This is a genomic window from Corynebacterium timonense (assembly GCF_900105305.1).
In the GTDB taxonomy this organism is placed as follows: domain Bacteria; phylum Actinomycetota; class Actinomycetes; order Mycobacteriales; family Mycobacteriaceae; genus Corynebacterium; species Corynebacterium timonense.
The window spans coordinates 1491382-1514794 of sequence record NZ_LT629765.1 but is presented as its reverse complement, the minus strand read 5'-3'; the positions used below and the strand labels follow the sequence as shown (position 1 = coordinate 1514794).

The 23413-nt window shown below is 65.5% G+C and carries 23 protein-coding genes; 13 read left to right on the top strand and 10 right to left on the bottom strand.

Annotated elements, in window-relative coordinates; translation table 11 throughout:
- Positions 1-17: 17 nt before the first annotated feature.
- Both sepH and serC read right to left on the bottom strand, forming a co-directional pair.
- Positions 18-884, bottom strand: a complete 867-nt coding sequence (gene sepH, locus BLT81_RS07145) for a septation protein SepH (RefSeq protein ID WP_019194275.1) — start codon at positions 882-884, stop codon at positions 18-20.
- A gap of 62 nt (positions 885-946) precedes the next feature.
- Positions 947-2080, bottom strand: a complete 1134-nt coding sequence (gene serC / locus BLT81_RS07140) for a phosphoserine transaminase (protein WP_019194274.1) — start codon at positions 2078-2080, stop codon at positions 947-949.
- Positions 2081-2305: 225 nt separating this feature from the next.
- On the opposite strand from serC, the gene BLT81_RS07135 reads away from it, so the two are divergent.
- From BLT81_RS07135 to BLT81_RS07115, 5 genes are all read left to right on the top strand, one after another.
- Entirely contained in the window at positions 2306-3601 is a 1296-nt protein-coding gene (locus tag BLT81_RS07135; RefSeq protein ID WP_019194273.1) for a citrate synthase, read from the top strand.
- Between the two features lie 99 nt (positions 3602-3700).
- Positions 3701-4060, top strand: coding sequence for an FKBP-type peptidyl-prolyl cis-trans isomerase (locus BLT81_RS07130; protein WP_019194272.1), 360 nt, complete (start codon positions 3701-3703; stop codon positions 4058-4060).
- Positions 4061-4111: 51 nt separating this feature from the next.
- A complete protein-coding gene (locus BLT81_RS07125; protein ID WP_081582925.1) occupies positions 4112-4948 on the top strand; it encodes an aldo/keto reductase in 837 nt (278 codons plus the stop codon).
- A gap of 284 nt (positions 4949-5232) precedes the next feature.
- The gene (locus BLT81_RS07120; RefSeq protein ID WP_051011486.1) at positions 5233-5511 is read left to right on the top strand and encodes a DUF485 domain-containing protein; all 279 of its coding nucleotides are present in this window, start codon (positions 5233-5235) and stop codon (positions 5509-5511) included.
- Between the two features lie 5 nt (positions 5512-5516).
- The gene (locus tag BLT81_RS07115) at positions 5517-7172 is read left to right on the top strand and encodes a solute symporter family protein (protein WP_019194269.1); all 1656 of its coding nucleotides are present in this window, start codon (positions 5517-5519) and stop codon (positions 7170-7172) included.
- 78 nt (positions 7173-7250) lie between these two features.
- On the opposite strand, the gene BLT81_RS07110 is transcribed toward BLT81_RS07115, so the two are convergent.
- The gene (locus BLT81_RS07110; protein WP_019194268.1) at positions 7251-8096 is read right to left on the bottom strand and encodes a DUF1906 domain-containing protein; all 846 of its coding nucleotides are present in this window, start codon (positions 8094-8096) and stop codon (positions 7251-7253) included.
- 89 nt (positions 8097-8185) lie between these two features.
- Between BLT81_RS07110 and panC the strand changes: the two genes are divergently transcribed.
- A complete protein-coding gene (panC, locus tag BLT81_RS07105; RefSeq protein WP_019194267.1) occupies positions 8186-8977 on the top strand; it encodes a pantoate--beta-alanine ligase in 792 nt (263 codons plus the stop codon).
- Here the strand turns inward: panC and panB are convergent.
- Both panB and BLT81_RS07095 read right to left on the bottom strand, forming a co-directional pair.
- The gene (panB, locus tag BLT81_RS07100; protein ID WP_019194266.1) at positions 8974-9792 is read right to left on the bottom strand and encodes a 3-methyl-2-oxobutanoate hydroxymethyltransferase; all 819 of its coding nucleotides are present in this window, start codon (positions 9790-9792) and stop codon (positions 8974-8976) included. The genes panC and panB overlap by 4 nt on opposite strands.
- A 32-nt stretch (positions 9793-9824) precedes the next feature.
- On the bottom strand, positions 9825-11249 hold the full coding sequence (locus BLT81_RS07095) for a GntP family permease (protein ID WP_231286609.1): 1425 nt from the start codon (positions 11247-11249) through the stop codon (positions 9825-9827).
- Between the two features lie 4 nt (positions 11250-11253).
- Between BLT81_RS07095 and BLT81_RS07090 the strand changes: the two genes are divergently transcribed.
- The 6 genes from BLT81_RS07090 to BLT81_RS07065 all read left to right on the top strand — a co-directional run bounded on the left by BLT81_RS07090 (position 11254) and on the right by BLT81_RS07065 (position 15903).
- Positions 11254-12756 (top strand): hypothetical protein, encoded by a 1503-nt coding sequence (locus tag BLT81_RS07090; protein WP_231286608.1) that lies wholly within the window; start codon positions 11254-11256, stop codon positions 12754-12756.
- A 68-nt stretch (positions 12757-12824) separates the two neighbouring features.
- Complete coding sequence (locus BLT81_RS07085; protein WP_019194263.1) at positions 12825-13700, top strand: 3-hydroxyacyl-CoA dehydrogenase; 876 nt, start codon at positions 12825-12827, stop codon at positions 13698-13700.
- Positions 13701-13936: 236 nt separating this feature from the next.
- A complete protein-coding gene (locus BLT81_RS07080; protein WP_083337256.1) occupies positions 13937-14380 on the top strand; it encodes a hypothetical protein in 444 nt (147 codons plus the stop codon).
- On the top strand, positions 14377-14703 hold the full coding sequence (locus BLT81_RS07075; protein ID WP_083337255.1) for a hypothetical protein: 327 nt from the start codon (positions 14377-14379) through the stop codon (positions 14701-14703). The genes BLT81_RS07080 and BLT81_RS07075 overlap by 4 nt, the downstream gene beginning before the upstream one ends.
- Before the next feature lie 400 nt (positions 14704-15103).
- Complete coding sequence (locus BLT81_RS07070) at positions 15104-15571, top strand: hypothetical protein (RefSeq protein ID WP_019194260.1); 468 nt, start codon at positions 15104-15106, stop codon at positions 15569-15571.
- Complete coding sequence (locus BLT81_RS07065; protein WP_019194259.1) at positions 15568-15903, top strand: transcriptional regulator; 336 nt, start codon at positions 15568-15570, stop codon at positions 15901-15903. Before BLT81_RS07070 ends, BLT81_RS07065 begins: the two co-directional genes overlap by 4 nt.
- Here the strand turns inward: BLT81_RS07065 and BLT81_RS07060 are convergent.
- The 4 genes from BLT81_RS07060 to BLT81_RS07045 all read right to left on the bottom strand — a co-directional run bounded on the left by BLT81_RS07060 (position 15900) and on the right by BLT81_RS07045 (position 20045).
- On the bottom strand, positions 15900-16727 hold the full coding sequence (locus tag BLT81_RS07060) for an ABC transporter ATP-binding protein (RefSeq protein ID WP_019194258.1): 828 nt from the start codon (positions 16725-16727) through the stop codon (positions 15900-15902). The two genes, BLT81_RS07065 and BLT81_RS07060, sit on opposite strands and share 4 nt — an antisense overlap.
- A 3-nt stretch (positions 16728-16730) precedes the next feature.
- Complete coding sequence (locus BLT81_RS07055; protein WP_051011464.1) at positions 16731-17816, bottom strand: FecCD family ABC transporter permease; 1086 nt, start codon at positions 17814-17816, stop codon at positions 16731-16733.
- Between the two features lie 23 nt (positions 17817-17839).
- Complete coding sequence (locus tag BLT81_RS07050) at positions 17840-19030, bottom strand: ABC transporter substrate-binding protein (protein WP_040421305.1); 1191 nt, start codon at positions 19028-19030, stop codon at positions 17840-17842.
- Positions 19031-19379: 349 nt separating this feature from the next.
- On the bottom strand, positions 19380-20045 hold the full coding sequence (locus BLT81_RS07045; RefSeq protein WP_019194255.1) for a DUF4145 domain-containing protein: 666 nt from the start codon (positions 20043-20045) through the stop codon (positions 19380-19382).
- Between the two features lie 244 nt (positions 20046-20289).
- Here BLT81_RS07045 and BLT81_RS07040 point away from each other — a divergent pair, with 244 nt between their 5' ends.
- On the top strand, positions 20290-20688 hold the full coding sequence (locus BLT81_RS07040; RefSeq protein ID WP_019194254.1) for a hypothetical protein: 399 nt from the start codon (positions 20290-20292) through the stop codon (positions 20686-20688).
- Between the two features lie 145 nt (positions 20689-20833).
- Here the strand turns inward: BLT81_RS07040 and BLT81_RS07035 are convergent, their stop codons facing one another.
- Positions 20834-23413 (bottom strand): DEAD/DEAH box helicase, encoded by a 2580-nt coding sequence (locus tag BLT81_RS07035; RefSeq protein ID WP_019194253.1) that lies wholly within the window; start codon positions 23411-23413, stop codon positions 20834-20836.

The window sequence follows — 23413 nt, the reverse complement described above, 5'->3', positions numbered from 1 at the left end:
GTGCTCTGTGCCTCGTGCTATTTACGCGGTCGCTTCGTGGTGGTGCGCACTCCGAGCAGGACGTCCTCCCAGTGCGGGGTGACGGCGCGCCGGGAGCGCTTCTGCGGCCGGGCGTCAGCCTCGGGGTGCTGCAGGAAATCGCCTTCCGCGACGGCGTCGGCGGACTCGTCCGCGTCCGCGCTCTCCGCCGCGGTCGCCGCGTCGGGGCCCGATTCTGAATCCGGGTGCTCCGCGACAGAGTCGCCCACCGCGGTCAGCGAGCGCACGGGGGGCGCGAAGTCCGGGTCGGTCAGGTCGGCGGCCACGGCGTTGCGCGCCTCGGTCGTCGGGGCGGAGCTCATCGCGCGCTTGAACGACCACAGTGCCTCGTTGTCTGACAGGCCCGCCTTCCAGCGCAGGTGGACGACCCAGTCGTCGCCGGCCTCGCGGGTCGCATCCCACGTGGCGGTGGAAATCGAGTGGCCGCGGGCGGCGAAGGCGGTGGCGAGGATCTCAAAGAGCGTCAGCTTGGCCGGGCCGTCGTCGCGCAGGGGGTGCGACTGCTTCGCGGCCTCGGCGACCTGGGCGCGCTCGAGCAGGACGGGGTGCGCGTAAACCTCGAGGCGGCTGGCGGCGACCCCCATCTCGTCCGCGAGCTCCTCGGCGGTGGCGCCGCCGCGGATGCGCGACTGAATCTCGTTGGGGCGCATCGACAGGGGCGTCGAAAAGCGAGGGTCCGGCTCGGGCAGGCTACGCTCCTCCGCGACCTCGGTGAAGGTGGGGGTGTCGTCGGCGGGCTCAGCCGTCAACGCCGCGCGCGCGAGCTGGTAGCGGACCCCCTCAGCGTCGCGGAGGACGTAAAACGTCTCCGTCGATTCCTCCTCGATGAGGTAAAGCTCGCGCATTCAAACTCCTTCAACTGCGTGAGGGCATGGGCAATGTGCCCAGCTTAACCCACAAGCCAGTGCTAATGGGCGCGTCCGACGCCGCAGTCGAGGAGAAAGTCGATCGCCCCCGTCAGCTTCTCCACGTCCTGCGTCGCCACAGCGGGGAACATCCCGATGCGCAGCTGGTTGCGCCCCAGCTTGCGGTAGGGCTCCGTGTCCACGATGCCGTTGTGGCGCAGCGCCGCGGCCAGCTCGGCGGCGTCGACGGATGCGTCGAAGTCGATGGTTCCTACCACCAAGGAACGCGACTCCGGCTCCGCGACGAAGGGAGTGGCCAGATCGTGGGCGTCGGCCCACGAGTAGAGCACGCGTGACGACGCCCCCGTGCGCGCCACCATCCCTTCGAGCCCGCCGTTGCTGTTCATCCATTCCACCTGGTTGGCGAGCATGAGAAGCGTCGCCACAGCCGGGGTGTTGTACGTCTGGTTCTTGCGCGAATTGTCCACGGCCGTTTTCAGGTCCACAAAGGCCGGGATGAAGCGGCCCGACGCTGCGATCGCATGCACCCGCTCGATCGCCGCGGGGCTCATCAGCGCCAGCCACAGCCCGCCGTCGGCGGCGAAGCACTTCTGGGGGGAGAAGTAGTAGACGTCCGCCTCCGCCGCGTCGACGGGGAGGCCCCCGGCGCCCGAGGTGGCGTCGATAAGCACGAGCGAAGAATCGTTCGGCCTGGTGACGGGCACCATCACGCCTGTCGACGTCTCGTTGTGCGCCCACGCGACCACATCCGCGCCGGTGTCGGCGAGCGCGGCGGGGGAGGGGGCAGAGCCGGGCTCGGCCGGGACCACCTCAGGCTCGGCGAGCCACGGGGCCTTCGAGGAGGCCGCCGCGAACTTGGAGGAGAACTCGCCGAAGCTCAGGTGCGCGGAGGCGCGCTCGATGAGCCCGAAGGTGGCGGCGTCCCAGAAGGCGGTCGCCCCGCCGAGGGAGAGGACGACCTCGTAACCCTCCGGCAGGCTGAACAGCTCCGCGAGGCCTTCGCGGATGGCGCCCACCACGTTTTTCACCCCCGATTGCCGGTGGGAGGTGCCCAGGATCGAGGTGGCGCCGGCGACGACGGCGTCGATCTGCGCTGGGCGGATGGCGGAGGGGCCGCACCCGAAGCGGCCGTCGGTGGGGATGAGGTCGGCGGGGAGGGTGGGGTATGAGCTCATGGCGGCCCTTCCGTTAGCAGTTGCGAAGTTTGCACATCAGTATGCCTTACCCCCGTTGACCGGGGTGAACTGTGGTCGGGGTTGAAAAGCCTGATTGTTGTCGTGCGTATCACAAACTTTGCTAGGATCGGCTCATAGAAAGATCCTCCCCTCAGTAGGACGCGCCAGGAAATCCTTGCGTGACGGTATGAGGGGAGTGCCCCTATTTTCGTGGAAAGGTAAAAAGTGGCTTCCGAGAACACTGACAAGGCCGTACTTCACTACCCCGGTGGCGAGTACGAGATGGACATCATGCGCGCGACCGAGGGCAACGACGGTTTCGTGCTGGGCAAGCTTCTTGGCGAGACCGGCCTGGTGACCTTCGACCCGGGCTACGTCTCCACCGGCTCCACCGAGTCCAAGATCACCTACATCGACGGCGACGAGGGCATCCTGCGCTACCGCGGCTACGACATCGCGGACCTGGCCAACAACGCCACCTTCAACGAGGTCTCGTACTTGCTCATCCGCGGTGAGCTGCCGACGAGCGAGCAGCTCGAGTCCTTCAACCAGGAGATCCGCCACCACACGCTGCTGGATGAGGACTTCAAGGCCGCGTTCAACGTTTTCCCGCGCAACGCGCACCCGATGGCCGTCCTGGCGTCGTCGGTAAACATCCTCTCCGCGTACTACCAGGACCAGCTTGACCCGCTGGACGAGGCGCAGCTGGACAAGGCCACCGTCCGCCTCATGGCGAAGGTGCCCATGCTCGCCGCGTACGCCTACCGCGCGTCCCAGGGCAAGCCCTACATGTACCCGGACAACTCCCTGAACGCGCGCGAGAACTTCCTGCGCATGATGTTCGGGTACCCGACCGAGCCCTACGAGATCGACCCGGTCCTGGTCAAGGCGCTGGACAAGCTGCTCATCCTGCACGCCGACCACGAGCAGAACTGCTCCACCTCCACGGTGCGCATGATCGCGTCCGCGCAGGCCAACATGTTCGTCTCCATCGCCGGCGGCATTAACGCCCTGGCCGGCCCGCTGCACGGCGGCGCCAACCAGGCGGTCCTGGAGATGCTCGAGGACATCAAGAACAACCACGACGGCGACGCCACCGACTTCATGAACCGCGTGAAGAACAAGGAAAAGGGCGTGCGCCTCATGGGCTTCGGCCACCGCGTGTACAAGAACTACGACCCCCGCGCGGCCATCGTCAAGGAGACCGCCCACGAGGTGCTCGAGCACCTCGGCGGCGACGAGCTGCTCGACCTGGCTCTGTCGCTCGAAGAGATCGCCCTCAAGGACGACTACTTCATCTCCCGCAAGCTCTACCCCAACGTGGACTTCTACACCGGCCTGATCTACCGCGCCATGGGCTTCCCGACGGACTTCTTCACCGTCCTGTTCGCCATCGGCCGCCTGCCCGGTTGGATCGCCCACTACCGCGAGCAGCTGGAAATGAACACCAAGATTAACCGCCCGCGCCAGATCTACACCGGTGCGACGCAGCGCTCCTTCGTGCCGCGTGATCAGCGCTAGCTAGCCAGCGAGCGCGTGCGCGTTCCGCCGAGAGTGACGTTTCCCTTATACTTGGGAGAACATTCTCGGCGGTTTTTCGTTTATTAAGGAGTAATCATTATGGAAAAGCCCAGCATCGAGGTTCCGCAGGAACCGGCCCCCGTAGAGCTCGTTATCGAGGACCTGTCGGTCGGCGAGGGCGCCGAGGCCGTCGCCGGCGGCTTTGTCAAGGTGCACTACCTCGGCGTCGACTACGAGACCGGCGAGGAGTTCGACTCCTCCTGGGACCGCGGCGAGGCCGCGGAGTTCCCTCTCGCGGGCCTGATCGAAGGCTGGCAGGAAGGCATTCCCGGCATGAAGGTCGGCGGCCGCCGTGAGCTGACCATCCCGCCGGAGAAGGCCTACGGCCCGGCAGGCGGCGGGCACCCGCTGTCCGGGCGCACCCTCGTTTTCGTGATCGATCTGCTCGACGCGAACTAGGGTGATCAAGGCCGCGGATCCGCGGCCTTGTCTAGTGGCACAATGGGGGTCATGCGTATTCCTGTTACCACGCTGAACGACGGCCACGACCTGCCCCTCATCGGAGCTGGAACGTACAAGCTCGTGGGGGAGGATGTGGGCACGATCGTGCGCACCGCCATCGAACTCGGCTACCGGCACATTGATACGGCCTCCCTGTACGGCAACGAAGTCGAGGTAGGAAAGGCCATCCGCGATGCGATCGCCGCGGGGGACGTCACCCGCGAGGAGCTGTTCGTGACCACGAAGCTGTGGAACGACGACCAGCACCGAGCGGGTGAGGCGTACCAGGAGTCCCTGAAGCGCCTGGGCTTGGACTTCATAGACCTCTACCTTGTGCACTGGCCGTGGCCGCAGCGCGGCCTCTACATCGAGGCGTTCGAACAACTGGCCAGGCTGCAGGGGCTGGGGCAGCTGCAGTCGGTCGGCGTGGCTAACTTCTACCCCGAGGTCCTCGACGAGATCATCGACGCCACCGGCGTCGTCCCGGCGCTCAACCAGGTGGAGCTCCACGTGGGCTTCACGCAGCCGGAGTTGCGCGCGTACCACCGCGAAAAGGGCATCCTCACCGAGGCGTGGGCGCCGCTCGCGCGGGGCGCGAATTTCGACGCCCCCGAGATCGTTGCCGTCGCGGACAAGCATGGGGCGACCCCGGCGCAGGTTGCGTTGGCCTACCTCATGGGGCTGGGGTGCTCCGTGATTCCCAAGACCGCGAACCCGCAGCGGCTTGTGGAGAACCTCGCGGCGGTGGACCTCCGGCTCGATAACGAGGACGTCGCCACGCTGGACGCTGTGCAGGGCGGGCGCATGTCGGGCGATCCCCGCACCTTCCCGGAGGAGGGGCGTTAGGACCGCGGGGGTACACATAATACCTTTCATTTAAGCAGGTGAGGGGGGATCTCGGGGGTATCGGGGAGCGCGCCTGACATGTAGTGTGGCAAAACCTCTCTTGTGTGGCTGTGTATTGGGTTACATTTTTCGTGTCCGGTCGCGTGCGACATGCCGCCGCATGCCTGCGCTGCGACGACATCCCAGCGACACTGCTGGCACAGCACAGAAAGGATGAGGCCGTGTCCCAAGGATCGACGCGAGTCCCCACCCGCCGCGAACCGTCGCCGAACGAGTTCGAGGCGATGCAGAAGAGCGCAGAGTTTCAAGGGCTGCGCAAGGCGTACCGCGGGTTCACCTTCCCAGTCTCAGTGGCGTTTTTCGTCTGGTACATCTTCTACGTCCTTGTGGCGACCTTCTACTCCGACGCAATGGCACAGCCCTTCTTGGGCCTCAACGTGGGCATGTGGCTGGGCATCCTCCAGTTCGTGACCACGTTCATTATCACGTGGGCGTACGTGGTGTACGCCAACAAGAACATTGAGCCGCGCGCGGCGCGCATCCGTGAAGAGATGGAGGGCTAGAAAAGATGAACACCCTGTACCTGGCCCAAGAGGCAGCGGAGCCGGAGGGAGTGGGCAACCCGATCCTCAACATCGCGATCTTCGCCGCCTTCATTGCCGTCACCCTGTTCATTGTCACCCGCGCGGGCAAGACCACGAAGGAATCCTCCGACTTTTACACCGGCGGCGCGTCCTTCTCCGGCACTCAGAACGGCCTCGCCATCGCCGGCGATTACCTCTCTGCGGCGTCCTTCCTCGGCATCGTCGGCTCGATCGCGCTGACGGGATACGACGGGTTCCTGTACTCCATCGGCTTCTTCGTGGCGTGGCTCGTGGCCCTGCTCCTCGTGGCCGAGCCGCTGCGTAACGTCGGCCGCTTCACCATGGCGGACGTGCTGTCGTTCCGCTTGCGCCAGAAGCCGGTGCGTGTCGCGGCCGCCTTTGGCACCCTCTTTGTCTCGCTGTTCTACCTGATCGCGCAGATGGCAGGCGCGGGTTCGCTCGTGTCCGTGCTGCTTAACCTGCACTCCTTCGGCGCCCAGGCCGCGTGCGTGTTCGTCGTCGGTATCGTGATGATCGCCTACGTCCTCATCGGCGGCATGAAGGGCACCACCTACGTGCAGATGATCAAGGCGGTCCTGCTCATCGGCGGCGTGGCCATCATGACCGTCCTCGTGTTCGTCGCCGTCAGGGGCGGCTTTAACACGCTGTTTACCGACGCCGTCGACATGCACGCGAGTTCGCAGAACATCCAGGAGAAGGGCTACGAGGCCGCCGACATCCTCGCCCCGGGCCTGCGCTACGGCGCGACCCTGACCTCGCAGATTGACTTCATCTCGCTCGGCCTGTCCCTGGTGCTGGGTACGGCTGGCCTGCCGCACGTGCTCATGCGCTTCTACACGGTGCCCACCGCGACCGAGGCCCGCAAGTCCGTGACCTGGGCAATCGTCCTTATCGGCTCCTTCTACCTGCTCACCCTGGTGCTCGGCTACGGCGCCGCCGCCCTCGTGGGGCCGGACCGCATCCTGAACGCGCCGGGTGGTGCAAACGCGGCAGCGCCGCTTCTCGCCTTCGAGCTGGGCGGGTCGATCTTCATGGCGCTCATCTCGGCGGTGGCTTTCGCCACCGTGCTCGCGGTCGTCGCCGGCTTGGCCATCACGGCCTCCGCGTCCATCGCCCACGACGTCTACGACGCCGTGCTTCGCGACGGCCAAGCCTCCGAGGCGGAGCAGGTCCGCGTCTCCCGCATCACCGTGGTTGTCATCGGCATCGTCGCCATCGTGCTCGGCATCCTCGCGATGCAGCAGAACGTCGCCTTCCTGGTGTCGCTGGCCTTCGCTATCGCCGCCTCGGCGAACCTGCCGACCATCCTGTACTCGCTGTACTGGAAGCGCTTCAACACCGCGGGCGCTGTCGCCTCGATCTACACCGGCCTCGTCTCGGCGCTGCTGCTGATCATTCTGTCGCCCGCCGTCTCCGGCTCGGCGACGGCGATGTTCCCCAACGCTGACTGGGCCGTCTTCCCGCTCACCAGCCCGGGTATCGTCTCGATCCCGCTGGCCTTCCTCGCCGGCATCATCGGTACCTTCGTGGGCAAGCCCGACAACCTCGACCACCTCCAGGCGGAGATGGAGGTCCGCTCCCTGACGGGCGTGGGCGTCGAAAAGCCGGTCGACCACTAACGGCCGGGGGCAGCCTGCACAAAAAAGGGGACCGCGAGGTCCCCTTTTTTCGTGCCTGGTTCTCGCCCCGTGGACGGGCTACCGTCCCAGCGCGGCGCGCAGCATCTGCTCGACGGGCAGCTGCGAGGACAGCTGGCTGGAGGTCTGCACCGCCTGCTGCAGGGGAGCGGCGGGCGCGGGGGCGGGTGACGGTGACAGTGTCGGGGACGGTGCCCATTGCCCCCAGTCCGCCGCGAAGACGGTGTTGACGTCACACTCCACGCCGTCGATGACGGTGGTCTGCCCCGAGGGCTGGTGCAGGTGGGCGCGCGGGTGGATGCGGCCGCCGGAGCCCCAGTCGTGCATCCAGAAGTAGGTGCCGATGCCGTCCTCGACGCACCAGTGGATGACGTTGTAGTTGCCGTAGACGCCGGTCTGGTAGCCGGCGGCGGCCAGCGTAGCGGAGAAGGCGCGCAGGTAGGGGCGGATCTGGGCGTCGTACTGTGCGCGGCTGGGGTTGTCGTCGATGGCCACGTAGATCGGGCGGCCCGTGGGGCCGCCGGCGGCGCGGTGGAGCGCGATGGCCTGCGGGGCGTGGGTCGCGGCGCCCGCCGCGCCCGCGAGCCAGTCGGCGGTGGCGCCCTTGCCAAACTGGTAGACGGAGGCGGTGGCGAGCCCGTTGGCCCTGAAGTCTGCCGCTTCGGCGGGCCGAAGTGGTTTGCCGCGCATCCAGTCGGCGCCCGGGCGCGGGTGCGAGACGTAGCGCACGGCGCCGAGGTGGCCGGCGGCGCGGACGGAGCGGCCTGACGGCACGCCCGCGGAGTAGTCGAGTACGGTGCCGAGCGCGCGGGGTTGCGCGGCAGCGCGCGGCGCGAGGACGCTTGCGGCTACCGAGGTACCCGCGAGGGCGAGGAACGTCCGGCGGGAGAGGCGGCGGTGGGGCATGGGGTCCTCCTAGTGGTCCCACAAGTAGTGCGATGTCACACGCGTAACTTATCACCGTTGGCCGGGCGGCGCGGGGTAGCCTATCCGGCATGACTGCACTGACCCACACGCCCTCCGAGCTGCGCAGCGCCCTCGGCGCAGCGCCCTCCATCAGCCTCGTGCCCACCATGGGGGCGCTCCACGAGGGGCACCTGTCGCTCGTGAGGCAGGCCACGCAACTCGGCGCGCCGGTGGTGGTGAGCATCTTTGTCAACCCGCTGCAGTTCGCCGCCGGTGAGGACTTGGATGCCTACCCGCGCACCCTCGACGAGGACGTCACGCTGCTCGAGGGGGAGGGCGTCGACGCGGTCTTCGCCCCGAGCGTGGCCACGATGTACCCGTACGGGCCGCGCACCACCATCCATCCCGGGCCCGCCGGGACGATCCTCGAGGGGGCGTCGCGCCCGACGCACTTTTCCGGGGTGCTGACTGTCGTCGCTAAGCTTTTTTCGCTCACGCGCGCGAGCGATGCCTTCTTCGGGGAGAAGGACTACCAGCAGCTCGTGCTCATCCGGCAGATGGTCGCCGACCTCAACCTGCCGGTCACCATCCACGGCTGCCCCATCGTGCGCGAGGAGTCGGGCCTAGCCATGTCCTCACGCAACCGCTACCTGTCGCCGGAGGACGCCGAGGTTGCGCGGGTGCTGTCGCGGGCGTTGGCCACGAAGGACCCCGTGCGGGCACGCTCGCTTCTCGACGCCACCCCCGGCCTCACCCTCGACTACCTCGCGTTGACCACCCCGGAGCTCGAGGCCGTGCCCGAGGGCTACGAGGGGCCGGCGCGCATGCTTGTCGCCGCGCGGGTGGGCACGACGCGGCTGATCGACAACGTGGCGCTTTAAAACGTGTGCTCGGCGGAGGGAAAGGCGCCCTCGGCCACGGCCTGCTTGTAGGCCGCCGCGGCCTGCGCGAGCTCCTCGCCCACGGCGCCGAACTGGCGCACGAAGCGCGGCCGACGCGCTCCCGCCGGAAAGTCCGCCATGTCGTGCCACACGAGAACCTGCGCGTCCGTGTCGGGGCCGGCCCCGATGCCGATGGTGGGGATGGGGCAACGCTGGGTGATCTCGGCGGCGAGCGCGGCCGGGACCATCTCGAAGACGACCATGTCCGCGCCCGCGGCGACGACGGCGTCCGTGTCCTCCTCCACCGCATCTCTGTCTCGCTGCACCTTGAAGCCGCCGAGGCTGTCCACCGACTGCGGGGTGAAGCCCACGTGGGCGCACACCGCCAGCCCGGCGTCCTTCAGCGCGCGGATGCGGCTGGCCATGCGGGCCCCGCCCTCGATCTTGACCATGTGCGCGCCGCTGCGCCGCACGATCTCTGTGGCGCTTGTGACGCATTGGGCGTCGCTGGCCTCGTAGGTGCCGAAGGGCAGGTCCACGACCACGAGCGCGTTGCCCGCCCCGCGCACGACCGCCGCGGCGAGGTAGGCCATCTCGTCGAGGGAGACCTGGTTGGTGGTGTCGTAGCCGAAGACGACGTTGGCGGCGGAATCTCCGACGAGCAGGCACTCGATGCCGGCCTCGGAGAGCACGCGCGCCGTGGAGTAGTCGTAGGCGGTGAGCATGGCCCACTTCTCGCCCGTGCCGTCGGTGCGTTTCTTTGCCTTCAGGTCGGACACCCGCACTTGTGTGGTCGGGGTGAGGTAGCTGGTCATGGGGGACAGTCTAGGAGGGCGGGCGCACGGGCTTACACAAGGATGAGCCCGAGAACCCAGATCGTCAGCATGGCCGTGGCGCCCATGAGCGCGGTGACGACTGTCTGTGAGCGGTAGGACTGCTGCGCGCTGAGCCGCGACAGGTTGGCCACCACCCAGAAATGGCTGTCGTTGGCGTGGGAGACGACGAGGGAGCCCGCCGCGATGGACATGACGGCGAGCCCCACCTGCACGGGTGTCTCCAGCCCGAGCACAGGCAGCAGCGGGGCGACGATGCTGGAGGTGGTCGCCATGGCCACCGTGGTCGAGCCCTGCGCCGTCTTGAACATCGCGGTGACCAGGAACGGGAAGAACAGGCCCAGGTGGGACAACTGCGTGGCGTTGTCGGCGATGAAATCGACGACGTCGGTCGCCGCGATCACCCGGCCGAGCACGCCGCCGGCCGCGGTGATGAGGAGGATGGGGCCGACAATGCGCAGGCCCTCCTCGGTGAAGCCGTAGAAGCGGCCCGCCATGCGGGTCTGCACGAGCAGCCCGAAGGCCAGCGCGACGCCGATCGCCAGCGAGATCGTCGGGGTCCCCACAAACACCACGAACTCACCGGCCCCGTCCTCGTAGCCCACAGCGGTGGCAATCGAGCCCGCGGCCATGAGCGCGATCGGGGCGAGGATGGGGGCGATTGACAGTGCCGTCGAGGGAAGACGCTCGTAGGAGGTGCGCAGCTCCTCGTACGCCGCCTCGACATCCGCGCCGGGCACAGCCTCGCTTTCGGCGGTGGTGATCTTCCCGCCGATGTAGACCGCGTAGGCGTAGGCCACCGCGAGCACCGGCGCGGACACGAGGGTGCCCAGCCCGATGATGAGGAGCAGGCTGTCCTCCAGGCCGAGGTTGGCGGCCGCGGCGATCGGGCCCGGCGTCGGCGGGATGAACACGTGGGAGGTGAACAGGCCGGCCGAGAGGGCGATCGCCATGGCGACGGGGGAGGCGCCGGTACGCTGCGCCAGCGCCCGGCGCACCGGGTTGAGGATGACGTAGCCGGAATCGCTAAAGACCGGGATGGAGACGACCCACCCCATCAGTTGGATGGCCAGGACGGGGTGGCGGGTGCCGATGACGCGCACGAGGGCGTCGGCAAGCTGAAAGGCTGCCCCCGTCTTCTCGAGGAGGAGGCCGATGAGCGTGCCGAAAATGATGACGAGGCCGAACGACGCGAAGGTCTCGGCGAAGCCTTCGCCGATGAGGGTGGCGATGCCCGGCGTCTCGACCTCACCGTCGGGTCCCACGGCGTCGAGCAGCGGCACGCCGCCGACGAGGCCGAACGCCAGCGAGACCGCGAGAAGCGACAGGAAGGGGTGGACCTTCAGGGCCGAGATCATGAGGATCAAAACGGCGATGGCGACGGCGAACGCCGCCATGAGCGGCAGGCCGGTCATGGTGCTCCAATCGGTTCTATTCACGCGAATGAATATGGTAGACGGCTGGGCCCGCGGCTTCTACGCTGAACGGGTGATTACCCGCGTACTTTCGGCCCTGCTGACGGCCTGCGCACTGGCCGGGACCTGTGTTGCCGACGCCACCGAGGCTCGCGCTGAGCAGGGGGCTGAGCTAGCAGCTGAACAAGGACAGGTGTCGACGATGCATGGCGACGTCGAATCCTCCGACACCACCCACTTCGCCGGGCCCGCGCCCGGCCCGCTGCGCACGGACTTTAGCGTCACCTTCGCCGCCTGCCCGACGATCCTCGCCGACTCCAGCGGGGCCGTGTGGGCGCTGTGCACAACGATGATCGGCCGCGCGCCCGTCGCCCTGCTGCTCGACCCGGCGACGGGGCGCGCGCTGGCGAGCCTGGACATCCCGAAGGGGTCCCTGCTTGGCGGCGTCTACGCCTACCTCGACGAGCGCGACCGCCTCGTCCTCGTCACCGGCAACAACGAGCTGGTCAAGCTAGCCAAGCGGACCCGCGACGGCGCGCCGTCCATCGCTATCGACGAGCGCGTCAACGTCTCCAGCCTCATCGCGCCGGGGGACTCCGTGGTCGGGCTCGTGCCCGACAGCGCCGGCAACATCTGGCTAGCCACCGCGCACGGGCGCGTCGGCGTGCTCGCGGCGGGGGAAACCAACAACGACGCCCCAGCGCTGCGGCAGTTCGTGCTGGGCGATCCCGCCGCGACCGGCCCCGAGCGCATTGACAACTCCATCTCGGCCCACGGCGAGCGGGTCGCGGTGGCCACCTCCCACGCCCTCTACGTGCTGACGGCGAGCGGCGGCGTGGAGTGGCGCCAGGCCTACGACCGGGGCAGCGCCCGCAAACCGGGGCAGCTGAGCTGGGGCACGGGGGCAACCCCTACCTTCTTCGGCCCCACCGGCGGGGAGTACGTGACCATCACCGATAACGCCGACGCCCAGACGAACCTGCTCGTCTACTCGGCCGCCGACGGCGCGCTGGTGTGCTCCGCGCCGCTATTTTCCCCCGGGCGCAGCGGGACGGAGAATTCCGCGATCGGGGTGGGCACCTCCGTCATCGTGGCCAGCACCTACGGCTACCCCTACCCAGCGGTCCCCGAGGGCGCCGGGCCGTCCAGCCCGCGCGCGGCGGCGTTCAGCGGGGGCATGGAAAGGTTCGAAGTCGCCGACGGCGCGTGCTCCCGCTCGTGGTCGCAGCCCATCGCGTCCGCCGCGGTGCCGCGCCTGTCCACCGCGAACAACACGATCTACACCGTCGAGCGGCCCCCGATGTTCGGACTCACCGGTCTCGCCTTCGACGCTATTACTATCGACGCCTCCACGGGCGCCATCACCTCCCGCAACCGCATAGGCCACACGCCGCTGACCGACACGCTGCAAATGGTCGGCACATTCACGCCCGGCGGAGTGTGGTGGCAGGGCGCCATAAGCGGCGTGTACCGGATGCAGGCGGGCGCGCCCGGCGGGCAGTCTGCGCTGGGGTTCTCGTCACATCGTTGAAGGATCACCAAAACGGGCGTACCGTGGGGCACGTCACCACAGATGACACGATATAAGGAGATTGATTCATGACTGACATCAAGAATGTGACCGTTCTGGGCGCCGGCGTCCTCGGCGCCCAGATTGCGTTCCAGATCGCCTACAAGGGCTTCAACGTTATTTCCTGGGACATCGACGACGACGCCGTGGAGGCCGCGAAGAAGCGCTTCGACTCCTTCGAGGACCGTTACGTCAACGACGTCGAGGACGCCACGAAGGACGGCGTCGCCGAGGCCCGCGAGCGCCTGTCGCAGACCTCGGACCTAGAGGAGGCCGTGCGCGACGCCGACCTCATCATCGAGGCCGTGCCGGAGAATGCGGACATTAAGGACGACGTGTGGTCCAAGGCAGGCAAGGCCGCCAAGGACAGCGCGATCCTCACCTCCAACTCCTCGACCATGCTGCCCTCCGACATCGCGCCGTCCACCGGCCGCGAGGAGGATTTCCTGCACATCCACTTTGCTAACAACATCTGGGTGCGCAACATCGCGGAAATTATGCCCCACAAGGGCACAAAGGACGGTTTGGTGGACACGCTGACGGAGTTTGCCAAGGAAATCGGCATGATCCCGGCGGTGCTGGAGAAGGAAAAGGGCGGCTACATCCTCAACTCGCTGCTGCTTCCATGGCTGCGTGCAGCTGAGGAGCTGTGGATCGACGGCTACGCCAAGATTGAGGACATCGACACGGACTGGAAGGTTTCCAGCGGCATGGTGAAGGGCCCCTTCGAGGCGATGGACATGATCGGCCTGCGTACGCTCTACGCCATCGAGTCCAACGAGATCGAAAAGGGCGACGCCCCCGACTGGCAGAAGCGCTTTGTTAAGGCTCTCAAGGAAGACTATTTGGACAAGGAGCGCTACGGCGAGGAGAACGGCAAGGGCTTTTACGACCACAGCGAGTAAGGAGCCCGCAGCGACTTTGGGCAGTCGCAGCCCGCGCCGGCGGCATCAGTGATGCTGCCGGCGCGGGCTTTTCGCCGTCACGGGGGAACCCGAGCGGGCTGGGGGGGCTTAAACCTGCTCGTCGCGTCTGCTTTAGGTGCCTATGCTTGGGCGTTATCACGCGTGGAGGGTCGTCCCGCCAGACGTGAACCGCAGAAGATGACCGGAGACCTCGATGGAAAGGAATAGGTACACCTATGACCCGCACACTCAAGGCCCTGGGAGCAAGCGCCGCGACGGCAGGGCTGCTGGCCGTGGCCGGCTGCAGCTCTGAGGAGGAGCAGGCGAGCCCCGCGCCGGACACAGCCGGGGAGAGCACGGGAACCACCGACACCGCGGAGAGCACCGCACAGGACGGGGGTGCGGAGAGCCCCGCCTCTGAAACCCCCTTTGACCACGACTTCGCCACCCTACTGGCTGGCGTGACCTATAAGGACCAGCAGGTCAACCAGGATACAGCCGAGGACGTCGAGGTGTTCAAGCAGATCACGGAGGCCGGGGCCGCCGAGGCCGAGAACCTCGGGATCGTCGTCGATCCCCCGAGTGCGCCGAGGCCGCCCAGCAGGGGCAGGGCTCCTTCGACACGACAAAGATCTCGCCCGACACGCTCACCATCGGCACCGCGCTTGTCGACGACATGAACGTCATCGCCTACGACAAGAGTATTTCGGAGGCCCCTCTGGCCAACGCGACGGCGCAATTGGAGCAATGCAGCGCCATGACGGTGGAGGTCGCGGGCATTACCCAAAACGTCACTACCGAGCAGCGCCCGTTCGAGGCCGACGCCTCCGACGGCTACGCGATGGTCCAGACCACGGAGTCCGGCGACGGGGCGCCCCTGCAGGTCTACACCACGGTCGCAGAGAAGAACGGCGTCATCGTCACCATCGGTGTCAGCACCGCCGACGAGGCGTCCATTCAGGCGGTGAACGACACCCTCGATATGATCCTCGAGCGCGTCTAGCGCCACCCGCCGAGCGGTGGCGGTCCCGCTCGCTACGGCGTTTGTTTCTAAAAACTAGTATTCTCGCCCTTATCGTCGAATCGTCGAGAGGAGGGGAACACTATGTCGCTGACCGTCATCGTCATCGCGATGGTTGCGCTTATCGCGGGCATCGCGCTCGGTATGTTCATCCGGAACAACGGCAAGTCGAAATAAGAGTCCCTTCTGCACCTCGGCCGCGGGTGCGGATACCGGCGCTAGCTGCCCGTGTCTCCCGTGCGTCCCTCAGGAAACGGGGGCGCTCGTTCGCCGGAGCTTATCAATGAACCGGCGCGCGAAGCGCTCCCCGTTCTACGCGTCTTCGTGTTCTCGCTGCTGCTGACCCTTGATTTCCATTGCGGAAAGCAATATATTATCCGTTGTGGAAAACAACGAGACTCCCCGGCCAGCTATCGGTCTGCGCGAGGCGACCGAATCCCTCGCAGCCGTGCGGGACGTGGAGACACGCGCCCGCGACATTCCGGTGCCATGGGGGCTGATCTCACTGGTGGGAATCTTCATGGGCCTCGGCGCCGGCGCAGCGCTCGCCGGCAGTTTCTTGGGCCTGGCCGCTTTCCTCCTCGCATTGGGGCTGGTCATCTACGTGGAGCAGGGGAGCAGGCAGCCTGTCCGAGCGTCAATGAAGCAAGATCCCCACGCAGATGAAGGACGATGGAGCTGGAAATCAGCGCTCGCTTTCCTCGCGGTGTACACCGTCGTGTACGTCGGCATGCAGGTTTTCATGCATTACTTTCCTGACGGCAATGCGACAGCCGGTGTCGTTGTCGGTGTGCTGACAGCCGCGGCGATGACGTTGTTCTACGGCCTCACGTGGCGGAGGTTCCATTGATCGATCCCGTCATTCACCCGCTCAACCGCCTGAAAATATGCGCGGCCTTGCGCGCCGGGGGCGCGACCGAGGGGACCACTCGCCGCGAGATGAAGTTCTCGCGCCTGCGCGAGGTCACCGACCTGTCTGATGCCACACTGTCAAAACAGCTCACGGCGCTAGAACAGCACGGATACATTTCTCGCTTCCGCGAGTACGGTTCCAGCCGGGCGAAGGACTCCGTGTGGGTGACGCTGACCCGCGCTGGCGAGAGGGCCCTCGAGGGCCACCTCGCCGCGCTCGACAAGCTCGCAGAGCCAACGAGCCAGGCCGACGACGCCCCCGGCGCTTAAGGCAGGCTGGCCCCGGAGTCGACGGGGATCTCCGGATGCACGTCCGTGGGGTTGTCGCGTCGCGGCAAGCGCAGCACCGGGCAAACGATGGGCACACCGGCGTCGTTGATGATGCGGGCGCTGATCCCGTAGACCCGCTCGAGTAGCTCAGGGGTGAGCACGTCGGCGGGGCTTCCCTGCGCGATCGCCTGGCCGTCCTTGACCACGAGCAGCTCGTCGCAGAAACGCGCGGCGAGGTTGAGATCGTGCAGGGCCACCAAAGCCTGCCGGTTACTGCCGCGGACCTCGTCCTGGATGATCTGCAAAAGCTCCACTTGGTGGCGCAGGTCGAGGGCGGAGGTGGGTTCGTCGAGAAGCATGATGCGCGGCTCGCGCACGAGCATCTGGGCGACGGCGACGAGCTGGCGCTGGCCGCCGGACATGTCGGAGATCATCCGGTCCGACAGGCGCGTAATGCCGAGGCGGTGCATGACCGCCGCGGACTTTTCCAGCGCGGCGCTGGTGCCTTCGCCGCGGCGGCGGGCGGAGACCATGATGGACTCGAAGGCCGTGAGTGTCGCCCGCGAAAGCATGTCTTGCGGCACGTAGCCGACGTTGCGCACGCGCTCTGTGCCGGTGAGGGTGCGGCCGTCAACGACGATGTCGGTGCTGCCGCCAGAGGGTTTGTTAATGCCGGCGAGTGTCTTCACCAGCGTCGACTTGCCGGCGCCGTTCGGGCCGATGAGGCCGGTGATGGCACCGCTGCGCAGCGGGCCGAACGTCATGCCGTCGATGATTTTGGTGCGCCCGTAACGGACAACGAGGTCTGTCGTGCTGATCGCCATGGGCTACCCCCTCCTTCCGCGCGTACGAGTGAAGATGAGGAACACAAAGAACGGGACGCCCACCAGCGAGGTGATGATGCCCAGCGGGATGGCCACGCCCGGGATGATCGACAAGGAGACCGCGTAGGCCAGACCCAGCAGCATCGCGCCCGCCGCGGCCGCGCCGGGGAGGAAGAACTTCTGGTCCTCGCCGACGATCATGCGCGCGATGTGCGGTCCAACGAGCCCAATGAAGCCGATCACGCCGGTGAACGCCACCGAAGCGGCCGCCAGGAGCGACGCGACCAGCAGGGTGCTCACGCGGAGGCGCTGGACGTCGATGCCGAGGGCGGCGGCGCGGTCGTCGCCAAGCCTCAGCGCGGTGAGGCGCCACGAGTTGGCCACGCAGAAGGGGACCGCGGCGGCGAATACGACGGCGAGCACGATGTTTGCGGACCACGACGCGCGCTGCATGGAGCCCATCGTCCAGAACACGATCTGCTGGAGCGCCTCGTTGCTGGCCACGTACTGCAGCAGCGAGAGCAGCGCCTGGAAGAAAAACGACAGCGCGATGCCGAGCAGGATCATCGATTCCGCGCTGGCGCCGCGCCAGATCGCCGCGCCCGCGATGATGAGCACCGCGAACAGCGCCGACAACGCCGCGGTGAGCGCGAGGTTGAGCTGCGCGTTGAAGATCAACGTCCAGCCCATGACGATGGACACCGCCGCGCCGAGCGCCGCCGCCGCCGAAATGCCGAGGGTGAACGGCTCCGCGAGCGGGTTGTCCAAGATCGTTTGCATCTGCGCGCCGGACAGCCCCAGGCTCGCCCCGACGAGCACCGCCATCACCGCCGCGGGAAGGCGCAGCGTGCGCACGACGGTCTCGGTTTGCTCGTCGACGGATTCGGGGGAGAAGACGGCCCGAAAGACCTCCGACAGGGAGAGCTCAATGGGCCCCACGACGACTGCGACGAGGAAGCTCGCGATCGCCGCCGCGACAAGCACGGCAATCGCGATTGCTTTTCGACGACTCCGCCGCCTGTAACTATCAATCGCGCGCTCCGGCGAATCCTCCGCGACGTCGGAGTCGGGCACTACGCGTGTGGTCATTGAGTCCTTCCCGTCACTCGTTGTTACTGGTGAACGGCCTGGCTGTCGAGGAAGAACGTGCCGCTGTACTCGATCGGCATCCACTCGTCGTGGAACTTTTCGAAGTCCTTCGCCGGATCCAGGTCGCTGAATTCCTCCGGGTGGAACCACTTCGCGAAGGCCTCGAGCGCGAACACGTTGTACGGGCTGTCGTAGAACTGGTGGTAAACGGCGTAGTAGTGCCCCGACGTGGGGGCGGTCAGCTGGTCCATGCCCGGTGTCTGCAGCGGGCCGTCGAAGGTGCTCTGTGCGGTAGCAGCATCCGCGTGGTAGCCCAGCTCAACGTGGCGGAACGCGTCGGTCTTCTGCGGGTCGCGCGCCCACTCGCCGCCGGAGACGATCAGCCGCTCCGGGTTGACCTCGACGAGCTTCTCCGGGGTGATGGTGGTCTCGTCCGTGCCCAGGATGTCGGGGCCGATGTTGTGGCCGCCGGCCGCAGTCACGAGCTTGCCCAGGTTGGCGTCGCCGGCGATGGAGCAGCAGTCGTTGAAACCGGCAGCCATCCACACCGCCGTCTTCGGCTTCTCGGTGGTCTTGGCCGCCCGCTCGGTAATGTCGGTGACCTTGCCTTCCCAGAATTCGTTGTACTTCTTCGCGCGCTCCTGCTTGCCGAAGAGCTCACCGAAGAGCGTCATGGACACCGGGGTGTTCTTCAGCGGATCCTGGCGGAAGTCCGAGAACACGTACTTCAGGCCGGCCTTGTCCATGTCGGCGAGGAATCCGTTCTGCTCGACGACCTTCTTCTGGTCGAGAGTCATCACGACGACGTCCGGCTTTTGCGCCAAGAGGTTCTCCACGGTGACATCGCCCTTTTGCAGCGACCCGATCATCGGCAGATCTTTGGCGCCCGGGAACTTCTCCAGCATTTTCGCGCGCATCGCCGACGCTGCCTTGTCAAGGTCGTCGCCGTACGCCACGACCTTCTCAAACGGGTCATCCAGCAGGATCGACGTGGCGAAGACCCCGCGCCCCTCGCCGAGGAGAATGCGCTCCGGCTGCTTGTCGAACTCCACCGTCCGGCCCGCCGCGTCCGTCACGGTGAGCGCAGTCTCGCCGGATTTTCCGCCGTCGCCGTTGTTGTCTCCGCCGCTGCCAGAATCCGATGCGCAGCCAGCGAGGCCGAGCACTGCCATGAGCGACAACAGCAGCGCTGCGAACGTCCGTGATACTTTCACGATTCACCCTTCAGGTAAGTAAGCCTAGGCTTAGTTGACAAACCTCTAGCATGGTAAGGCTCACTTAATTTGAGCGCAAGATTGTGCCCTAATTCGGCGGCAGGGTCGGTTCGCTGCGCGAGGCCGCCAGTGGCCGCGGGGGCGTCGGGGGCATGATCTGCTGACCCCGCGGCGCATGATCGAGCCGGGCTGCGCGGCAGCCACGCTAACGGACGTAACCCAGCCGCCAGCCGAGCTGGTTGCGTTGGCGCGGGGTGAGTTCTTTCGCAGCTGGCATGGGTGTATTGTCGCCGGTCGGAACGGGTTGCGCAGCGGTTAGCGGGGCGGGTGTCGTTTCGGGGGACTACCCTCAAGACTCGTTTTCGGTCCTTGCGTTTCCCTCAAACTCAAAGGCCATGCGAAGGATCATCTGGGCGAACTCGATGGCCTTCATCGCGGTGGATTGCCTCACGGATTTCAGCTCGTGAGTGGCGGCATTGCCCCAGAGTCGAATGCTGTCAGCCCAACTGTCCTTGATGCGCTTAGTGAGAATTCCCTCATTTACTAAAAAATTCACGCACTCTTCGAACTTTGGTGCCCAGCCCCTGTCGTTTTTCTCTGGTAGACCGCAACGAACAGCAGCAGCGAAGACTATCTTGCGGCACATAAGCACCGCGCTGGTGTAGGCGCCAACAGAGTATGTGAGGTTCGCTTCCTCCCACATCTCTGCAACGTCGCCAGGTAGGTTGTCGATAGGTTGCTGTTGTGTCCGCGGCGGGTAGATCTCCTCGCCACCACCCTCCCGAAAAATGCTGATTGAAGCTCCGCAGCAATCTTGGCAGACCATCCAGCGGTACCCGGTTTCAACGAAGTTGCGCCTGTCGGTGGCCCAGGCGATGTTGACCGTCTTTCCTTCTCCGCACACCGGGCAGGTGATAGCACCCGACTGTGCGCTATCGTCAGCAAACTCAAATCGTTGGTGTCCTTGGTTAACGTCCAGTTCAAGCAGGGCAAAATTTCTGTAGCCGAGCATCATTCTCCTTCGAAACGGGAATCGACACGTTAAGCGTAATGGCCGCCGCGACGTGCCTCGTTTTCTTTCGAACACCCCGTCGACTCTGTCAGGCTAAAAAGCAAACTCGTCCCGCGATTCAGTATGTATTTCGGAACGGTTCGATACGTTTGCTCCTCTCGTTCTTCGGTCATTACCGCCGTCGGACAACGCGAACGTGGCGCTACCCTTTGAACCACATCCACTAGAGAGAGGAAGTAGCTTCGCAATGAACACACCTAATGAGGACATCCAGCGCATCGCGGACGCAGCGCGGAACTCGTCCGAAGCGGAACTCACCGCCGCGAGAGTCGAGGTGGGAACCGAAGCGTTGACCGTCGCGTGGCAGTTCACGGGCGAGCCGTTTTTGGGCTACGCCACGTTCGGTCTTTACACCGACACGCATACGTTCAACGCCAAGTTTGATGGTTTTGAGCGAGATACAATGTCGTTGGCGTTGAGGGCGACCGGGGCAACCATGTGCGTTGACTTCCGCCACGAGTACTCCGAGACGGAGTTCCGGGTCGTGATTCCTTACGTTGAATGGGACCCGTCAGATAAACAAGCGGTGCTGGAGTTGAACGTCAACGGCGTTACGAGGGGCACGCTGTCGGGCATCGTTCTCTAGCTGATGTGACTACCTAAACTTGGATAACGGCTTCATTCGTCCAGGCACGGAGCCTTCACTTTAGAGCGGGCTGGTAGGGAACCCCGCCTCACAAAGCGAGAAGCCGTACCGCAGGTACGTTCTACGGTCCGGCTTTTGCGCACGACTACAACCTCGGCATCCGTTCCGTCACCGAACCGGCAACCAAGTCGGCCCACGAGTCGGAAGAGGCAATGTCGTCCTCGTAGGCAATGAGGTAGCCCCAGGTCTGGTCCTCGTACTCCGGCATACCCACGAGCTGGCGCACCACGCGCTCGGCGGCTGCACGTTTGGCCTGGACGCGCCCGTCGTCGCGGCCGCGGTTTTCCTTGGCTTCGACGATCCAGTGGGTTCCGTCCTTGTCGAATACGACAAAGTCCGGAACGTAGGAGTTGTGCGGGGTGTAGGCCACCCGCGCACCTTCGTGGGCGTAAATACGCTTCCACCACACCACGTTGGGGTCGAGGTCAAGCAGAGCCGCCAGGCGGTACTCGCCGGTAAACGAGTCGAAGCGCGCGGCCTCAAATAACCCCTTCTTCCAGGTGCCGTAGTATTCCGCGTTGCTAAAACCTGCCTTACCCGCGGTCTTTTCCTGCCGGTCGAGCAGGTCGAGGACCTTCTTGTCGAGGTCGAGGACGAACGAGTCGTCAATCGGGAGGGCCACCGGGTGGATCGCCACCGCGGTCCCGGTCTGGGCGTTTGCTTTCCTAGACTCTTCAATGACGAGTTCACGCAGGTGTCGGGCCGCGGACTCCTTGGCCTTCTCCGTCCACTGCTCGATCTTCGTCGCCTCCATGAATGTCGGCACGATGCGGCGCTTGAGTTGGCTCGTGTTCTCTGCCGTCGCGGCAACCGTGCCCGAACCCATGACGCGGCGGATGAGTTCCGCGGCGACTTGGGAAGGAGTCTGTTTGAAACTCGGCACGGCGGAGCGGTCGTCGTTGTCGAGTTCGATTTTGTTGCCCTCGTCTGCCACACCGATCTTCGTTCGGGCCAGGTACTCGTCGGTGTCGGTGACCTTGTCCGCGCGTTCGACAATGACGGAGTTTGGGATGTCGACCAGGTCGAACTGCTTTTTCGTTTTCGTCATGGTCGAAGATGGGAAGTCGAAGGTGGTGCCGGCGAATTTCTCGTTGATGTTGACGATTACCGGGGTGAATACCTCAACGTCTTTTCCAATGTCGTCTTCGTCGGTGAGCGCTCGTGTGCCGACGGTGCGGTCAACTGCTGGGGTGTCAGGAAAGTCACCGGAGGTGCCAGTGTCCTCGCCAGGTTGCACTGTGGTGCCGGTCTCGCCGGTGCCAGTAGCGGTGCCACCCGTAGCACCGGCGCCCGTACCGGTTCCCACGTGCGGTGGGTTGGTCGTGCCAGGGGGGACGATGACCTTCTTGCCGTCGCCTTCTCGCACCGCGTCCTCGATGCCGAACTGTTTGAGGACGTTTTCGTTTTCCAAAAGTTTGACGAAGGACTCATGCGACAAAATGTCGAGTTCGTCTATGGCAGGAACACCTGTGAGCGCCCCGAACGGCAGACGAAGGCCTCGGCCCATGACCTGCTGGGTGAGTACTTCAGAGCCCATTGTGCGAAGGGTACACATCACGGCAATGCGCTTGGTGTCCCAACCCTCACGCAACTTGTTGACTGAGACGATCACCCGAACCGGGGAGTTGTCTGTGTCGAGGGAGCGCAAGAACGACTGGGTGGTGTTGTCGTTGTGCTCGTTGTCCACCTGGAGCACTGCAAGCGGGTCGCCTACGAAGCCGGGGCCGCGCAGGCGCTCGGCAACCTCAGTGGCGTGAGGCACCCCAGAGCAGACCACGAACAGCAGCGGTTTGGTCTGCTTGCCGTTCGGGTGGGCCGCCCTGTAGTTCGCGTATGCCTCTTCCTTGATAGCCAAAAGCGACAATGCGTCTTGGAGTTGGCGATCTTCCGAGTCGTAGCCTGATTCGCGGTAGACCAGCACCGGTTGCTTGACGTAGCCGTCCTGGATAGCCCGCCACAGCGGGTAGCGGTAGACAACGTCGTCGCCCTTGTCTGGCGAGGCGGTCAGCCCCACAGTCACGGCGGGTTTCAGCGAAGTCAGCGACTGGCGGAATGTCTTCGCAGTGGAGCCGAACAGGAGCGACTCGTCGGCAATAATGACCAAGTCTTCCGTGTCGATCAACCGTTGCGCCAGCGCGCCGGAGTCCTCCTGGAACTTCCATGTCTTGCGGCGCGCCGCTTCGTCTCCCGTTGCGACATTCTTGCCGCCGTCTTTCGGAGGGAAAAGCTGCTGGACATTGAACACGTAGAGCGTAGAGGCACCTTCGCCTACAAACAGGCCGGCGGCTGCGTCATTGACTCGCAAGTTCGACACGTCACCCGGAGCGACCAGCCGGGGCGGCACGTCGAAGCCGCCAATGTAGCGGTGCGAGCCCTCGGTGAAGTCGAGGACTGTCTTGTCCTGCACGACCTTCGTCGGCGTGACCACCATGACGTTCGGGTGGCCTTGACGGCGCAGGTACTCAATAAACGCTGCCATGACGTAGGTCTTGCCGGCACCCGTTGCAAGGTTGAGCACCAGCGGTTCTAACGCGTCGTAGTTGCCATCTTCGATTCGCTGCACCAAATCGGCAAGCGCTTCGGCGTTCGGTGCGCGGAGGTCGAACTTAGCGGTTAACTCTGCAACCAGGTTCTCGTCAAAGGAGAGGTTCAATTTCTGTGTCAT

Bases quoted from the DNA above. Each gene is read 5' to 3' on its own strand.
- sepH (WP_019194275.1), bottom strand. From the start codon at position 884: ATGCGCGAGCTTTACCTCATCGAGGAGGAATCGACGGAGACGTTTTAC.
- serC (WP_019194274.1), bottom strand. From the start codon at position 2,080: ATGAGCTCATACCCCACCCTCCCCGCCGACCTCATCCCCACCGACGGC.
- BLT81_RS07130 (WP_019194272.1), top strand. From the start codon at position 3,701: ATGGAAAAGCCCAGCATCGAGGTTCCGCAGGAACCGGCCCCCGTAGAG.
- BLT81_RS07125 (WP_081582925.1), top strand. From the start codon at position 4,112: ATGCGTATTCCTGTTACCACGCTGAACGACGGCCACGACCTGCCCCTC.
- BLT81_RS07120 (WP_051011486.1), top strand. From the start codon at position 5,233: ATGCAGAAGAGCGCAGAGTTTCAAGGGCTGCGCAAGGCGTACCGCGGG.
- BLT81_RS07115 (WP_019194269.1), top strand. From the start codon at position 5,517: ATGAACACCCTGTACCTGGCCCAAGAGGCAGCGGAGCCGGAGGGAGTG.
- BLT81_RS07110 (WP_019194268.1), bottom strand. From the start codon at position 8,096: ATGCCCCACCGCCGCCTCTCCCGCCGGACGTTCCTCGCCCTCGCGGGT.
- panC (WP_019194267.1), top strand. From the start codon at position 8,186: ATGACTGCACTGACCCACACGCCCTCCGAGCTGCGCAGCGCCCTCGGC.
- panB (WP_019194266.1), bottom strand. From the start codon at position 9,792: ATGACCAGCTACCTCACCCCGACCACACAAGTGCGGGTGTCCGACCTG.
- BLT81_RS07090 (WP_231286608.1), top strand. From the start codon at position 11,254: ATGAATATGGTAGACGGCTGGGCCCGCGGCTTCTACGCTGAACGGGTG.
- BLT81_RS07085 (WP_019194263.1), top strand. From the start codon at position 12,825: ATGACTGACATCAAGAATGTGACCGTTCTGGGCGCCGGCGTCCTCGGC.
- BLT81_RS07080 (WP_083337256.1), top strand. From the start codon at position 13,937: ATGACCCGCACACTCAAGGCCCTGGGAGCAAGCGCCGCGACGGCAGGG.
- BLT81_RS07075 (WP_083337255.1), top strand. From the start codon at position 14,377: ATGAACGTCATCGCCTACGACAAGAGTATTTCGGAGGCCCCTCTGGCC.
- BLT81_RS07060 (WP_019194258.1), bottom strand. From the start codon at position 16,727: ATGGCGATCAGCACGACAGACCTCGTTGTCCGTTACGGGCGCACCAAA.
- BLT81_RS07055 (WP_051011464.1), bottom strand. From the start codon at position 17,816: ATGACCACACGCGTAGTGCCCGACTCCGACGTCGCGGAGGATTCGCCG.
- BLT81_RS07045 (WP_019194255.1), bottom strand. From the start codon at position 20,045: ATGATGCTCGGCTACAGAAATTTTGCCCTGCTTGAACTGGACGTTAAC.
- BLT81_RS07040 (WP_019194254.1), top strand. From the start codon at position 20,290: ATGAACACACCTAATGAGGACATCCAGCGCATCGCGGACGCAGCGCGG.
- BLT81_RS07035 (WP_019194253.1), bottom strand. From the start codon at position 23,413: ATGACACAGAAATTGAACCTCTCCTTTGACGAGAACCTGGTTGCAGAG.